The sequence below is a fragment of the Nitrospira sp. Ecomares 2.1 genome (assembly GCF_965152585.1).
On sequence record NZ_OZ224219.1, the window covers coordinates 4,550,284 to 4,565,000 of the forward strand.

Annotated in this window: 10 protein-coding genes and 2 rRNA genes (1 of these 12 running past the window's edge); 8 read left to right on the plus strand and 4 right to left on the minus strand. The window is 47.8% G+C overall.

Annotation, left to right across the window (positions count from 1 at the left end; genetic code table 11):
• Positions 1 to 5: 5 nt before the first annotated feature.
• The 7 genes from argH to ACWHYD_RS20030 all read left to right on the plus strand — a co-directional run bounded on the left by argH (position 6) and on the right by ACWHYD_RS20030 (position 7,286).
• A complete protein-coding gene (gene argH / locus ACWHYD_RS20000) occupies positions 6 to 1,439 on the plus strand; it encodes an argininosuccinate lyase (protein WP_447965903.1) in 1,434 nt (477 codons plus the stop codon).
• A complete protein-coding gene (locus ACWHYD_RS20005; RefSeq protein ID WP_447963762.1) occupies positions 1,436 to 1,687 on the plus strand; it encodes a hypothetical protein in 252 nt (83 codons plus the stop codon). Before argH ends, ACWHYD_RS20005 begins: the two co-directional genes overlap by 4 nt.
• Positions 1,688 to 1,774: 87 nt before the next feature.
• Positions 1,775 to 3,652: a B12-binding domain-containing radical SAM protein gene (locus ACWHYD_RS20010; protein ID WP_447963763.1), complete on the plus strand. Its 1,878-nt coding sequence runs from the start codon at positions 1,775 to 1,777 to the stop codon at positions 3,650 to 3,652.
• Complete coding sequence (gene lysA / locus ACWHYD_RS20015) at positions 3,645 to 4,907, plus strand: diaminopimelate decarboxylase (RefSeq protein WP_447963764.1); 1,263 nt, start codon at positions 3,645 to 3,647, stop codon at positions 4,905 to 4,907. Before ACWHYD_RS20010 ends, lysA begins: the two co-directional genes overlap by 8 nt.
• 97 nt (positions 4,908 to 5,004) lie before the next feature.
• Positions 5,005 to 5,877 carry a 4-hydroxy-tetrahydrodipicolinate synthase gene (dapA, locus tag ACWHYD_RS20020; RefSeq protein WP_447963765.1) on the plus strand — a complete coding sequence of 291 codons (873 nt, stop codon included), beginning with the start codon at positions 5,005 to 5,007 and terminating at the stop codon, positions 5,875 to 5,877.
• A gap of 13 nt (positions 5,878 to 5,890) precedes the next feature.
• The gene (gene dapB, locus ACWHYD_RS20025; protein ID WP_447963766.1) at positions 5,891 to 6,694 is read left to right on the plus strand and encodes a 4-hydroxy-tetrahydrodipicolinate reductase; all 804 of its coding nucleotides are present in this window, start codon (positions 5,891 to 5,893) and stop codon (positions 6,692 to 6,694) included.
• Positions 6,695 to 7,049: 355 nt separating this feature from the next.
• Positions 7,050 to 7,286: a hypothetical protein gene (locus ACWHYD_RS20030; protein ID WP_342347762.1), complete on the plus strand. Its 237-nt coding sequence runs from the start codon at positions 7,050 to 7,052 to the stop codon at positions 7,284 to 7,286.
• A 407-nt stretch (positions 7,287 to 7,693) separates the two neighbouring features.
• On the opposite strand, the gene ACWHYD_RS20035 is transcribed toward ACWHYD_RS20030, so the two are convergent.
• Both ACWHYD_RS20035 and hemL read right to left on the minus strand, forming a co-directional pair.
• Positions 7,694 to 9,202 (minus strand): aldehyde dehydrogenase family protein, encoded by a 1,509-nt coding sequence (locus ACWHYD_RS20035; RefSeq protein ID WP_447963767.1) that lies wholly within the window; start codon positions 9,200 to 9,202, stop codon positions 7,694 to 7,696.
• Positions 9,203 to 9,538: 336 nt separating this feature from the next.
• A complete protein-coding gene (gene hemL / locus ACWHYD_RS20040; RefSeq protein WP_447963768.1) occupies positions 9,539 to 10,825 on the minus strand; it encodes a glutamate-1-semialdehyde 2,1-aminomutase in 1,287 nt (428 codons plus the stop codon).
• Between the two features lie 714 nt (positions 10,826 to 11,539).
• On the opposite strand from hemL, the gene ACWHYD_RS20045 reads away from it, so the two are divergent.
• Positions 11,540 to 11,893 carry an STAS domain-containing protein gene (locus tag ACWHYD_RS20045; protein WP_447963769.1) on the plus strand — a complete coding sequence of 118 codons (354 nt, stop codon included), beginning with the start codon at positions 11,540 to 11,542 and terminating at the stop codon, positions 11,891 to 11,893.
• A 68-nt stretch (positions 11,894 to 11,961) separates the two neighbouring features.
• Here the strand turns inward: ACWHYD_RS20045 and rrf are convergent.
• A 5S ribosomal RNA gene (gene rrf, locus ACWHYD_RS20050) occupies positions 11,962 to 12,078 on the minus strand.
• A 98-nt stretch (positions 12,079 to 12,176) separates the two neighbouring features.
• Positions 12,177 to 14,717, minus strand: a 23S ribosomal RNA gene (locus tag ACWHYD_RS20055); it runs 469 nt beyond the window's last position.

The following is a 14,717-nucleotide window of genomic DNA, read 5'->3' on the forward strand; positions in this document are numbered from 1 at the left end:
CTCCAATGCCGCCACAAAAAACAGGAGATCAAAAACTCTGGGGAGGGCGATTTCAAGGCCAAACACATCAACTCGTGGAAACCTTCACGGCTTCGATTCACGTTGACCGCCGCCTGTATGAATACGATATTGAAGGCAGTATCGCCCATTGCAAAACGTTACAACGGGCTAAGGTCTTGCCACAGCGAGAATGCCAAACCATCATTCGAGGGCTCCAGGCCATTCGCGAGGACATTCGCGCCGGTCGGCATCAATGGAAGACCGAGGACGAAGATGTGCATATGAGCATTGAACGGCGGCTGACTGAACTCATTGGACCTGTTGGGGGAAAACTGCACACCGGCCGGAGTCGGAATGATCAGGTCACCCTGGACCTTCGACTCTATCTTCGGGATACTCTCCAACACCTAAGCAATGATCTCCGGTTACTTCAACAGTCCCTCGTAACCCTCGCTGAGCGGTATATGGGAGTGATGATGCCGGGCTATACACATCTACAACGGGCTCAGCCCGTTCTCTTTTCGCATCATGCCCTGGCCTATGTTGAGATGGTAGAGCGGGACAAGGGGCGCCTTCAGGACGCCTTGGTACGGATTAACGTCATGCCTCTAGGGTCCGGCGCATTAGCTGGAAACAATTACCCGATCGACCGTCACTATACGGCTTCCTTACTACATTTCCCTCGCGTGACCCAGAATAGCCTGGATGCCGTGTCGGACCGAGATTACGTCATTGAAGTGCTCAGCGCTTGCACCATCGTGATGATGCACCTCTCTCGGCTAAGTGAAGAACTCATTTTATGGTCCTCGCAAGAATTCCACTTCACGGATATTTCCGACGGATTTTGTACGGGCAGCAGTATGATGCCACAGAAAAAAAATCCGGATGTCCCGGAACTGATCCGTGGAAAAACTGGTCGGGTATATGGACATTTGTTCAGCCTCCTGACCACCTTAAAAGGATTGCCACTCAGTTACAATCGAGACCTTCAGGAAGATAAAGAACCATTGTTTGACACATTAGATACCGTAACCACATCGGTTAAAATCTACGCAGAACTCCTGGCGCAACTCACGATACGACCTGATTCCATGAAAGAAGCCGTGTCTGAGGGTTTTCTGCTGGCAACGGAGTTGGCGGACTATTTGGTTAAAAAGGGAATGCCTTTCCGTGAATCTCACCACGTGGTGGGAAGCCTAGTACGGGAGTGTTTAGCTAAAGGGAAGGATTTAGGGCAACTCACGCAGCAGGATCTAGTGAACGCCTCTTCGTCTTTTGATGCCAAGGCCTTTCAAGTTTTAACTCCCGAAGCGGCAATTAACAGTAAAAACATTATAGGTGGTACCGCTACGGCCCAAGTCACAAAACAGATCAATGGTTGGAAGAAATCATTACAGGCCGAAATGAAACGCTCCATGAAACAACCACGAACGGCATGAGTCATATTTTTAGGACTTCTACCCAGTATTTCCTCCCTTTTTGCATGCTGGTCCTGCTCTTTTCCCCAATAGGTTGCGGGGCGGTCGGCCCTCCCATTCCTCCTGAAAAGGTTGGCATTGAAGCGAAGATACTCGAACAACAGCGAGAGCAGGCCAGAATAGAGGGAGGCATTGACGAAGACCCCTCGAATGTACCGCTGGAGGAGGCAGTTGAATTACCCACCGTGTATCCTATCGATACCCGATAATATGCAGGGATTTGTTCAGGAAGAACCTCGCAGAGTAGAATAGAATCCCCCCACAGCTTATCCATCTGTTTGTGGAGGATAAAAATAATGGATACCCCTCTCACTCACAGTGAAATTCGGCCCAAACTTCTGTTGCTTGATCCCTATCCACGAAATAATCCCTATCGCATGAGCGCAAGCGAACGCCGGTCGATCTGGTTTCCGAAGCTCAGCCTACCAGCGATTGCAGCCTATACTCCGACAACATGGGATGTCGAAATCGTGGACGAAGCCGTTATGGATATCAATTTTGAGACTCCCTGTGATGTGGTTGGAATATCCATCATGACGTGTTATGCCCCAAGGGCTTATGAAATCGCGGATGAATTTCGTCGACGTCGGAAACCGGTCATTCTCGGAGGGGTCCATCCCACCTATTGCCCAGATGAAGCCCTTCGTCATTGTGATGCTATTATCTGCGGGGAAGCCGAAGACCTTTGGCCTCAAGTCATCACGGACATCGAAGCCGGGGCCTTGAAACGAATCTATCGGATGGAACAATTTCCAACCTTGAGTCACTACAAACCACCGCGTATTGAATTGCTCAGCCCTGATTCTTATATGACCAGGCTATGTACCTTCACGACGCGAGGATGTCATTTTGATTGCGAATTTTGCAGTGTTTCACCATTTAATGGCAAAACCACTCGACGCCGACCCGTTCCCGAAGTCATCGAAGAGCTGAAGCGAGCCAAAGAGTGGCTGCGTTCAGACATTGTCGAACGGATGACTCACGGATCACTGTTCCATGCCTTAACGACTTCCCTGAAAATTTGGGTAGGACTGGAAGAAGGATCGATCGTTGCTTTTGTTGATGACCTGCACAACAGTCATCGAGCCTATTGCCGTGAGTTATGGCAATCCCTGAAATCTCTCAATATAAAATGGGGCTGCCAATCCACCCTCTTCCTTGGCGACGATCCTGAAATGGTCAAATTGGCCGCCGATAGTGGTTGCGTATCGGTGTTTGTCGGGATGGAATCGCTGTCTGATGATTCACTTGATGAAACCAACAAAGGATTCAATCAGGTCCGGAAATTTGAAAACCAAATTAAAATGTTTCATGACCACGGCATCATGGTGAACCCCGGGCTCGTGTTTGGATTTGATAATGATGACGAATCCGTATTCGAGACCGCAGTGGAATTTTTAACGCGAAACAAAGTCGAATTGGCCTACTTTAATGTTTTGACACCCCTTCCCGGTACGGCCCTGTTTGAACGCTTCAAACAGGAAGACCGGCTCATTGATCAAGACTGGTCCAAATATGACGGGAAACATGTGGTCTTCACACCCAAGCGCATGACAGCCGAACAATTACAAGAAGGGTTTTTCTGGGCCAACCACCAGTTTTATTCATGGTCCTCTATCTGGAATCGCCTGGGGCATACCCGCCAACGACTGATTCCCAGGCTTGAAATGAATTGGGAATTTCGAAAATTGATATACCGCACCACACCCAAAGGCTCGCTTTCCCCTTTGGCTAAGGTCTTAAAAAGCCTGCAAGTCAAACTGCCAACCTCCGAAACCCAGCAACTCATTCCTAACGCTCTCCACCCCCAACCCTCTCCTGACCCCAAACCCCAGGAGCTTTACCTGAAAATGAAAGCTCGTCGCCACGATGCCTTTGCCGCCTTGCTCATTGACCTGGAGGGAACCCTTGACCACCTGAACGCCAAGGAACTACTAAAACGGATTCAACAGGCTGGGCGGGCAGCAAAAATGGATATCGTGGTTAACTTTGAGAACCTAAAACAAGCGACCCCAAAAGCTATTTTCACATTATTGGATGGAGAAATTCTCCAGGCCATCCTCCCCCACACAAAGTTACGGTATCGAAATTTAACAAAAGCCTTTCAAGCAATTGTTTCAGAAATCGCTCTCGATCATTTTGACTTATTTGATGAGGATATCCAGCATGCATGATTTTCACTACCAAGGGGACGAATTATTTTGTGAAGAGGCCCCTATTCGACAAATTACTGAACAGGTCGGCACTCCATGTTACATTTATAGTCACCGGACCTTGATTCGGCATTTTCAGGCTTTTGATCAGGCTTTTAAGGCTATTCCGCATATCGTAGCCTTTGCCATGAAATCAAACTCGAACCTGACCGTCCTGCGACTTCTCGCTACGGAAGGGAGTGGCGCAGACATCGTGTCGGGAGGAGAACTCTTTCGCGCATTAACAGCCGGAATGGCACCAAACAAAATCGTCTTTGCCGGGGTCGGGAAATCTAAGGAGGAAATTCGATATGCATTGCAATCGGAAATTCTGATGTTCAATGTTGAATCTCCTGGTGAACTGCAACAGATCAATGAAGTGGCCGGCTCCATGGGGGTGCGCGCCAAAGTGGCCTTGCGTATCAATCCGGATATTGATCCCCAAACCCATCCATATATTTCTACAGGGCTAAAGAAAAGTAAATTTGGGATTGGGGCAGACCGGGCTCTAGCCGAATTTGACGCAGCAGAAAGCCTTCCTCATATTGAAGTCGTCGGTGTGCACTCACATATTGGCTCACAATTAACACAGATCACCCCATTTGTAGATGCCTTAAAAAAGGCTATTGCTTTAATTCAGACGCTCCAAGCTAAAGGCCTTCAGATCCAATACCTCAACATAGGCGGGGGACTGGGCATTACCTACTCGGACGAAACTCCTCCTCATCCAAAAGAACTGGCTGCGGCCATTTCCCCGTTGCTTCAATCCGTTTCATGCAAAATCATTATGGAGCCGGGCCGATCCATCGTAGGGAACGCGGGCATATTGGTGACCAAGGTACTGTACAACAAAGAAAGCGCGGACAAGCATTTCGTCATTGTCGATGCCGCGATGAATGATCTCCTACGACCAAGCTTATATGATGCCCACCACGATATTCAGCCGGTATTAAAGAAAGAGTCGTCGGTGGTCAACACCGTTGATGTCGTGGGACCCATTTGCGAATCAGGAGACTTTTTAGCAAAAGATCGAAAAATGCACCAATCTCAACCTGGAGATCTCCTTGCCGTCATGAGTGCAGGAGCGTATGGTTTCACGATGGCATCAAATTATAATTCCCGGCCGCGCGTTCCCGAGATACTCGTAAAAGGGAAGGAGATCACGGTCATTCGAAAACGCGAAAGCTACGAGGACCTGATCCGGGGTGAGTCCATTTCAGATGCCTTCTCGAATTAATTTTTCGAACTCATTTTATGTTGATTCACCAAAGCGCTCTTGGTTTTTCTAGTTAAAGAACACCAAATTCACTACACCAGATATTGAGGCAATCATTATGTTCAGTGGTTCCATAGTCGCCATTGTCACCCCATTTTCGAAGGGAAAATTTGATGAAAAGGCCATGGCCGACCTCATAGAAACTCAAATTGCTTCAGGAACTCATGGCATTGTGCCTTGTGGGACAACGGGTGAATCAGCCACGTTAACTCCTGAAGAGCATGAACGGGTCGTGTCGGTCACCGTCGAAGTAGTCAATAAGCGGGTTCCTGTCATTGCGGGAACAGGCTCAAACTCAACCGATGAAGCGATTACCTTTACCAAGCACGCAAAAGCCGTCGGTGCCGATGCGGCATTGCTCATCACTCCGTATTACAATAAACCTCCACAGGAAGGACTCTATCGTCATTTTTCCGCTATCGCCAAAGCTGTGGACTTTCCCCAAATCCTCTATAATATTCCAGGGAGGACCAGCATCAATATGTTGCCGGCCACGGTGAGCCGTCTGTCAGAGATCCCAAATATTATAGGCATCAAAGAAGGCAGTGGATCGCTCCAACAAGTATCCGAAATCATACAACGATCCCGCCCTGACTTCCTTGTGCTTTCCGGCGATGATCCCTTGACACTCCCCATGATGGTCCTGGGCGGAAAAGGCGTGATCACCGTCACCGCGAACGTTGCCCCCACCGCTATGGCCAACATGGTCAATGCAGCACTAAAAGGTGACTACGAAACAGCTAGGGCTCTGCACTTCAAACTCTCTCCCTTATTTGGGTCATTATTTTTGGAGACGAATCCAATCCCAGTGAAAGCGGCCCTAGCCATGATGGGAATCATGTCAGAAGAGGTTCGACTGCCGCTTACCCCGCTTTCCCCTGAATTTCGACCAGCACTCCAGGAAGCCTTAAAACAAGCCGGAGTGCTCTGAGGAAATAGAACACATGACTCGAACAATCATTACCGGCGCGGCCGGCCGAATGGGCACGAGGTTAATCGCATTGACTCAAGACACCCCTGGACTCCAACTTGCCGGCGCCGTCGAAGTAAAAGGACATCCAGCTATTGGGAAAGATGCAGGCGAAGTCTCTCAAATTGGACGAATCAATATCCCGATCACCGATGATTTACAGGCCTGCCTCTCTCAAGGAGATGTGGTCGTCGACTTCACGGCTCCTTCATCTTGCCTGGTCAATCTCCAACACATTGTCAATGCCGCCAAATCCATGGTCATTGGAACCACAGGTTTTTCTGAACAAGAATTGGCCAAACTCAAAATGCTTGCTATCAAAATCCCCTGTGTGTTCTCCCCCAACATGAGTGTAGGCATTAATGTGCTCCTCGGCACGGTCGGGAAAATCGCCAGGTCCTTAGGAGAGCAATACAACATTGAAGTGATCGAAGCCCATCACAACAAAAAAAAGGACGCCCCCAGCGGAACCGCGCTGAAACTCGCTGAGGCTTTAGCGGAAGGAATGGAATGGGATTTACAAGAAGTAGGCGTCTATACACGGCATGGCATCACCGGCGAACGCCAAACCCGTGAAATTGGGATGCAAACCATCCGCGCAGGGGATATCGTTGGCGACCACACCATTTTATTGGGTGGACCAGGCGAACGCATTGAAATCACCCACAGGGCCCACACCCGCGATACCTTTGCCCAAGGCGCGCTCCGCGCAGCAGAATGGGTGGCCAATAAACCACCTGGTCTCTATTCCATGGCCGACGTCTTAAGCTTAAATTAAATTAACTTCCTTAATTATTCAGTGATGTGGACTGGATATCCGATAGCCATCTCCGTGTCCTATTTAGCCATCATTTTCTTTCAACAACAATAGCGTTTGTCCCCTCACCTTTCACAATGTCCCCAAGTCGATAAACCAGACGATGCTCATCCAAGCCTAAAGAGCTTGCCCTAAACTGACGATACCCGACTCTTTCATTGACAAAGTCAGAGAGCACATGGTCTTATCGAGGAAGGCTTGCGAACGATATGAATTCTCAACGCCACTCTCTTGAATGCTCTAAGAGCGTTGGATACCCAGGGAAGACGAGTGAGCCATTTCATCAGACTTATTGAATCATAAGGAGACTGTTTTCATGGATATGTTTGGAAAGATTCCCCTATTGGAAATTCCGATTCATGTGACCCCGGATCAGAAGAAATGGTTAGACAGAATGGTTGAGGAAGGTAAAATCGCAATTCCTCCGGGCGGGACTCTTGAAAAAGGCTCGGTAATTTCCATGTTCATGAGGATGCTCATCCACAATGCCATGGAGGAACAGATGCGCCAAGAGGCTATCGACGCCGAAGACGAGGATGACGATGATGAATAGAGCGAACTACTCTCCTCCGTATTGGTGACTCATTTCTTTCCAAGCACATCCAACCAATGCACGCTGTGAAACAGCGGAGAGCATAAACAAAGCCGATTGTCGAAATTTACCATTTTTTATTTTTCTTCATTTGTCACAGAAAGGTTCTCAATGGCTCTTGGCCATGAATGGACGTCCTGAGAAAGCAATCGATAGGTTCCAAGAGATGAGGAGGGCTCAAATCCCTTCTCAAATACTTATTAGCACTTTCCGCTCCTCCATTTGTCTTTTCCGGTAGCGATCCAGGAACAAACAAATCTTCCCGCTTTAATTCACCCCCTCATCAATCGCAATTCTGCAAATGGAATATTTCTCAAACATTTTTGGATATACTCGCCTGAAATTTAAACGGATTAAATAGTCATTTCTTATGCAAGTTTGGCACAGACAGATTTCACTTCCGTATAGAGATCCAAGGCCTCGTGGCCCATTTCGCGTCCCCAGCCGGATTGTTTGTACCCACCAAAAGGAAGTGACGCATCAAAAACGTTATGACAGTTAATCCAAACCGTTCCGGCCCGCAATTGTGCGGCAATGCGATGCCCCTTACTCAAATCTTTAGTCCATACCGATGCCGCCAATCCATAGATATTATCATTGGCCTTGGCGATGACATCTTCCACATTTGTGAAGGGTTCAGCACAAACCACAGGGCCAAAAATTTCTTCCTGAATAACCTTCATCGTTGATTTGGTATTGACCAAGACAGTCGGTTCAACAAAGTACCCTTTGTCTCCAAACCGTTTTCCACCCGCAACCGCTTGAGCTCCTTCGGCAAATCCCGACTCCAAATATCCCAGGACACGGTGTTGCTGTTCATCAGAAACCAACGGTCCCATTTGAGTGGTGAGATCTAATCCCGAGCCTATCTTAATTTGTTTGGCTTGATCGGCAACCCCTGCCACGACCTTATCAAAAATGCCTTTTTCCACATACAACCGTGAGCCTGCGGCGCAACATTGCCCATGATTAAAGAAAATCGCACTCGCGACTCCAGGTATTCCAATTTCCAGGTCAGCGTCCGGCAAGACGACACTTGGTGATTTGCCACCGAGTTCCAACGTGACTTTTTTAAGATTTCCTGTCGCGGCATTCACAATAAGTTTGCCGACTTCGGTCGATCCGGTAAACGCAATTTTATCCACATCAGAATGTGCAGCTAAGGCCGCACCTGCGGTTTCACCATAGCCGGGAACAACGTTCACGACTCCTTCGGGAAACCCTGCCTCCAGAAACAATTCTCCCAACCGCAGCGCTGACAAAGGAGTTTGTTCAGCCGGTTTCATCACAATGGTGCATCCCACGGCCAAAGCCGGGCCGAGCTTCCATGCCGCCATCAATAGAGGAAAATTCCAGGGAATGATTTGCCCGACAACTCCAACCGGCTCACGAAGTGTGTAGGCCAGAAATTGAGACCCAGGCATGTAGGGAACTGAAATGGGAATGGAATTGCCCTCAATTTTTGTTGACCATCCCGCCATATATCTAAATAAATCGACAGCCAACGGGACGTCAGCTGCTCGCGCAATGGTTAACGGCTTGCCGTTATCAAGAGACTCTAACTGGGCAAATTCTTCCAGATTCGATTCCAGAAGGTCCCCCAACCTCCAAAGGAGTTTGCCGCGATCAGAAGGCGTCATCTTTCGCCAAGGGCCTCGTTCGAATGCATTTCTCGCCGCTCGCACAGCTAAATCAATATCTGGCTTATCGCCTTCCGCCACCTCCGCTATGACTTCACCCGTTGCAGGATTAAACGTGGAAAATGTTTTGCCTGATTGAGCGTCCGCCCACTGGCCATTGATCAGCATTTTTCGTGGGTGGGACACAAAAGATTGTACATCAGGATGAAGTTGTTCGGTTGAAGTCGCCATACTCATCGGGTACCTCCCTTTCTCCAAATGAAATTCACCTGGGGCAGATTTCAAGACTTAGGGCTATGAATTGGCTTAAAAACCTAAGTGAGTAGCCAATCTAATATTGTCGCTGGCTCCCCATTATCTCTTATTATGACGACGCCGCAATTTCTAACGCAAATTTTGTTCGGTTCCATAAATACTTGACCACTACAATTGCCCCTGGATCTGCAATCAGGACAATAGATAAAAGCCCTGGCTCGGTTATCCTGTTCAAAGGCAAGTTGGTAAACTATGGGGTTATCTGGATTGGCCTATCCAAATGCCAATCCAGAACAGGGCTTTTCAAAAACAAAGGGGTTATCGGAGGGTTGGAAAGACCTTTTGTGCCGCAGCAATTGTCTGTTGAATGTGCCTTTTGGTATGAGCCGTTGAAAGCAACATGGCTTCAAATTGAGAGGGAGCCAAATAAATTCCATGATTAAGCATTCCATTGAAAAACTTAGCATATCTCACGGTATCTGATTTTTTGGCTCCCGCGTAGTCGTTGACAGGTCCTCCCGAAAAAAATCCACCCAACATTGAACCGACCCGTGTTTGATAGTAGGAAATTTTTGCTTGCTTTGCCGCTTCACCCAAGCCTTCAGCCAGTTCCTTGGATCTTTTTTCTAAATCTTTATAGACACCAGGGCTTTGAAGGAGTCGGATAGTCTCTAGTCCAGCAGCCACGGCCACTGGATTTCCGGAGAGAGTTCCGGCCTGATACACTGGTCCCGCCGGGGCAATCATTTGCATAATGTCCCTGGACCCTCCATACGCTCCAATGGGTAAGCCCCCACCGATGATTTTCCCCAAAATCGTGAGATCTGGAATGACTTTATAGAGGGCTTGCGCTCCACCGGCATTCACTCTAAATCCGGTAATGACTTCATCAAAAATCAAGAGAATCTCGTACTTTTTGGTGATCATTCTGAGCCAGGGCAGAAATTCATCCGATGGAGGAATCACCCCCATATTCCCTGCAATAGGCTCCACGATAATGGCGCCCAAATTGTTGGCATGTTTATGTATGAGTCTTTCGGTAGCTTTAATATCGTTATAGGGCGCAGTCAAGGTATGACGGGCAAACGATTCCGGTACACCAGGGCTATCTGGGATCCCTAGGGTAGCCACTCCCGATCCAGCTTTTACAAGCATATGGTCGGCATGACCATGATAGCAGCCATCGAATTTCAAAATGGAGTCACGCTTAGTGTATGCCCTCGCTAAACGGATGGCGCTCATAACAGCTTCCGTTCCTGAATTAACGAGACGAACTTGTTCAATCGAAGGAACCATCTTGGCAATTTGCCTGGCTAAATCCACTTCTCCCTCGCAGGGCGCCCCATAGCTTGTCCCGCGTTTGGTAGCGCTGATGACAGCCTTTAACACCTGAGAATGAGCATGACCGAGAATCATAGGTCCCCAAGATAAAACATAATCCAAAAATTTATTGCCATCCACATCCTCTAGCAAAATCCCCTTAGCTTCCTTGATGAATAAAGGATCTCCTCCGACCGAGCGGAATGCTCTGACGGGACTATTGACACCACCGGGAATATAGGAATTAGCACGTTGAAATAATGCCCGAGACCTTGTTGTTTTCACAGACACACTCCTCCAATGTTTCAAAGTAATTTAATGTCCCAATTTGGCAATTGTTATCACAAAAGGAAATGCACCACCAAATTCTCAATAAGCAGTCCCAGCCCAGTCCTTCAGGAAATACGTCCGAATTATATGAAAAATCAAAATTTCCCTAAATTAATTAAAATACTTCAATATAAATTTCCTTTAATCTCACTCTAATTTTTACCGGATCTCCAAAGCCCAACTATATATTTTTTGGGAAACGGCGAATCCCGTAAGGCCCCAAACCCTTCCAAATATTTTCATCTGATTAATACAGGAAATTTCCAACAATATAGGGAATACCACCAAAAGATCCCACTTAATTCCCATAAAAAAAATCCCTCAAATTCTGATTCTCCAAATGCACCCAATTTTCTCTTTCTTAACCCCAACAGGATAGCACTTCAAAAGTTTCAACACTAAAGCTCTAATAATCTAGCAAACTCCAATTCAAAATAAATTAGGTATTTGTTCAGAATAAAATCCTCATAAATGATTTAACGAGAATATGCTCCCAATACATACGAGAAAGCATAAATTCGTTCCAAAAAAAGTGTCAAAATAGACCCCCTAAAAGTCCAAACTATTCTCATTAATAAAAAGAGAATTTTTTACCTATTTATTTTTTAAACTTTTAACCGAAAAATTTATATTAGTGGTAACAATTCTTGAACATATTGGGATGCACTGATGTATTGTGAACAACGAAGGAAGAATGAAATAACAATTGTTGATTGTTTTGGAAGATTTGATGAAGAAGACACGAATCAATTTATTCAACGGCTGGAACAATTACAAAATCAAGGCATTCAACACCTAATATTAAATTTATCCCCTTTGTACTACTTGGACTCAAAAGTGGTAAATCTTCTTTTTTTTGGTCAGCAATTTCTTCAAGCGCACTCAATAACATTTTCATTAGTAAGTCCACTTAGTTCTGTAAGAAACGAACTTGTGGGAGGAAAAGTTCCAGGTACCATACCTATCTTTAGCACCATGTATGATGCGATACATCGCCCACAATGTGCTTATCAAGAGTGTTAAATTTAACGAACATTCCTTGAACAAGAAAAGCCCAGAGATATTTAATCTCTGGGCTTTTCCTAATTAAATCTCGGCAACGACCTACTTTCCCACAGCCTCACGGCTGCAGTATCATCGGCCCTGGAGGGCTTAACTTCCGTGTTCGAAATGGGAACGGGTGGGACCCCTCCGGTAAGGTCACCGAGAAAATTTTCGTGAATTTTATGTTTAACTTTAAAATTATTATCTTATTTTTAAAGATTAACTCATATATTCACCTAGACCATGTCTATCAAGAACAAATGTTGTTAAGTCGCACGGCCGATTAGTACTGGTTAGCTTCAGGCCTCACAGCCCTTCCACACCCAGCCTATCAAACTCGTAGTCTACAAGTGGCCTTTAGGGAGGTTACCCTCCGTGTGATCTAATCTTGAGGCTAGCTTCCCGCTTAGATGCTTTCAGCGGTTATCTAAACCGGACATAGCTACCCGGCACTGCCGCTGGCGCGACAACCGGCACACTAGCGGTCCGTCCATCTCAGTCCTCTCGTACTAGAGACAGGCCCTCTCAAATCACCTCCGCCCACAACAGATAGGGACCGAACTGTCTCACGACGTTCTGAACCCAACTCTCGTACCGCTTTAACGGGCGAACAGCCCGACCCTTGGGACCGGCTTCAGCCCCAGGATGCGATGAGTCGACATCGAGGTGCCAAACTTCCCCGTCGATGTGAACTCTTGGGGGAAATCAGCCTGTTATCCCCGGCGTACCTTTTATCCGTTGAGCGATGGCCCTTCCACGCAGAACCACCGGATCACTAAGCCCGACTTTCGTCCCTGTTTGAGCTGTCGCTCTTACAGTCAAGCTCCCTTTTGCCTTTACACTCAATGGCTGATTGCCGACCAGCCTGAGGGAACCTTTGGGCGCCTCCGTTACCTTTTGGGAGGCGACCGCCCCAGTCAAACTACCCACCAGACAATGTCCTCACCCTGGATGACAGGGCCAAGTTAGAATGTCAGAAAAGCAAGGGTGGTATTTCAAGGTTGGCTCCACGAAAGCTAGCGCTCCCGTTTCATAGCCTCCCACCTATCCTACACATACTCGCCCAACACCCAATGTCAAGTTGTAGTGAAGGTGCACAGGGTCTTTCCGTCTAGTTGCGGGCACCCGGCTTCTTCACCGGAACAACAAGTTCGCTGAGTCTCTCCCCGAGACAGCGCTCCAGTCGTTATGCCATTCATGCAGGTCGGAACTTACCCGACAAGGAATTTCGCTACCTTAGGACCGTTATAGTTACGGCCGCCGTTTACTGGGGCTTCCATTCGGAGCTTCGCCTTGCGGCTGACCCCTCCAGTTAACCTTCCAGCACCGGGCAGGCATCAGACCCTATACTTCCTCTTACGAGTTAGCAGAGTCCTGTGTTTTTGGTAAACAGTCGCTAGAGCCATTTTACTGCGACCTCGTTCGGCTTGATAAGTAAATCATCTCACCTAATCGAGGCACCCCTTTTCCCGAAGTTACGGGGCTAAATTGCATAGTTCCTTAGGGAGAGTTCTCTCACGCCCCTTAGTGTATTACACCTACCTACCTGTGTCGGTTTGCGGTACGGACACCATAATAACTCACTACGAGGATTTTCTCGGCAGTTCGGGATCAGTCCGTTTATGGCCTTACGGCCTCCCCATCACATCTCAGTGTTAATAGGCCCGCGGATTTACCTACAGGCCCCACCTACTTGCTTGGACCGGGTATTCCAGGAACCCGGCGGCACCTACCCCCCTGCGTCCCCCCTTAGTTGATAACGCGATTACGGCGGTACAGGAATATTAACCTGTTTTCCATCGACTACGCCTTTCGGCCTCGCCTTAGGACCCGACTAACCCTGATCTGACGAACATTGACCAGGAAACCTTAGGTTTTCGGGGACGATGATTCTCACATCGTTTATCGCTACTTATGCCGGCATAATCTCTTCTCTAGAATCCAGCTGTCCTTGTCGGTCAACCTTCAACTCCTAGAGAATGCTCCCCTACCACTTCTATCTTTCGATAAAAATCCGCAGCTTCGGTTGTAAGCTTGAGCCCCGTTATATTTTCGGCGCAGATTCACTCGACCAGTGAGCTATTACGCACTCTTTAAAGGATGGCTGCTTCTAAGCCAACCTCCTGGCTGTCTGAGCGCTTCCACAACCTTTCCCACTTAGCTTACATTAGGGACCTTAGCTGGCGGTCTGGGCTGTTTCCCTTTTGACCACGGACCTTAGCACCCATAGTCTGACTCCCGTATATCCAGTAGCGGCATTCGGAGTTTGGTTGGGTTCGGTAGTGTGGGAACACCCCTAGCCCATCCAGTTCTCTACCTCCGCCACGGTTAATACGAGGCTAGCCCTAGAGCTATTTCGGGGAGAACCAGCTATTACGAGGTTTGATTAGCCTTTCACTCCTACCCACAGCTCATCCGAGCACTTTGCAACGTACACCGGTTCGGGCCTTCTCCGCCTGTTACAGCGGATTCACCCTGGCCATGGGTAGATCACCTCGCTTCGGGTCTATTCTACGTAACTGGACGCCCTATTCAGACTCGCTTTCGCTACGGCTCCGCCTTTTCGACTTAACCTTGCTACGCAAAATAACTCGCCGGCTCATTAAGCAAAAGGCACGCGATCAGGCATTATCCTTGCGGACCATAGCCCTCTCGCTGCTTGTAGGTATACGGTTTCAGGTTCTATTTCACTCCCCTCACCGGGGTTCTTTTCGCCTTTCCCTCACGGTACTGGTTCACTATCGGTCATCAGGGAGTATTTAGCTTTGGAAGGTGGTCCTCCCGGCTTCCCACAAGGTTTCAC